This is a genomic window from Streptomyces hazeniae, assembly GCF_031845485.1.
Lineage (GTDB): Bacteria > Actinomycetota > Actinomycetes > Streptomycetales > Streptomycetaceae > Streptomyces > Streptomyces hazeniae.
Window position 1 is genome coordinate 1 of record NZ_JAVREQ010000080.1, and the last position, 714, is coordinate 714.

Here is a 714-nt window from a genome sequence, read left to right on the forward strand (position 1 = left end):
GTACACGTCCGTCTCAGGCTTGAGGTCGAACACGTTGTAGTGGGTGTACGCCGACTGCGTGAGGTAGCCGCCGGAGGTGTGCACGATGCCCTTGGGCTTGCCGGTGGTGCCCGAGGTGTACAGCAAAAACAGCGGCTGCTCGGAGTCGAACGCCTCCGGAGTGTGCTCGGTCGATGCCGCCTCGACGGTCTCGTGCCACCACAAATCGCGACCCTCGGTCCAGTTCACGTCGATCCCGGTGCGGCGCACCACCAGCACGTGCTCGACCGACGGTTGGCCGGAGACGGCCTCGTCCACTGCGTCCTTCAGTGAGGCGGCCTTGCCGCGCCGGTACTGGCCGTCGGTGGTGATGACGAGCTTGGCCTCGGCGTCCTCGACGCGTGCCCGCAGCGCCGACGCCGAGAACCCGGCGAACACGACGCTGTGCATGGCGCCGAGCCGTGCGCACGCCAGCATCGCGACGATCGCCTCGGGCACCATCGGCATGTAGATGGCGACCCGGTCGCCGGCGGTCAGGCCGAGCGCGGCCAGCGCGCTCAGCACGGTGACGCCGACCAGCACCCGCGGTGCGAGGTCCGCACGCAGCAGCAGGTAGAGCACTGCCAGAACCACTGCCCGGATCGCCGGCATCACCACGAGCCGGTCGCGCTCTGCCTCGGCGGCGGCATCCCTGGCCTGGTCGTCGGACACGCCCACAACCGCGGTCCGGTCCGC

The 714-nt window shown here is 69.9% G+C and carries 1 pseudogene; it reads right to left on the minus strand.

From position 1 onward, the window contains the following. Positions 1 to 537 (minus strand): annotated as a pseudogene (locus RM572_RS28660) (AMP-binding protein); the annotation flags it as partial. Positions 538 to 714 lie beyond the last annotated feature (177 nt).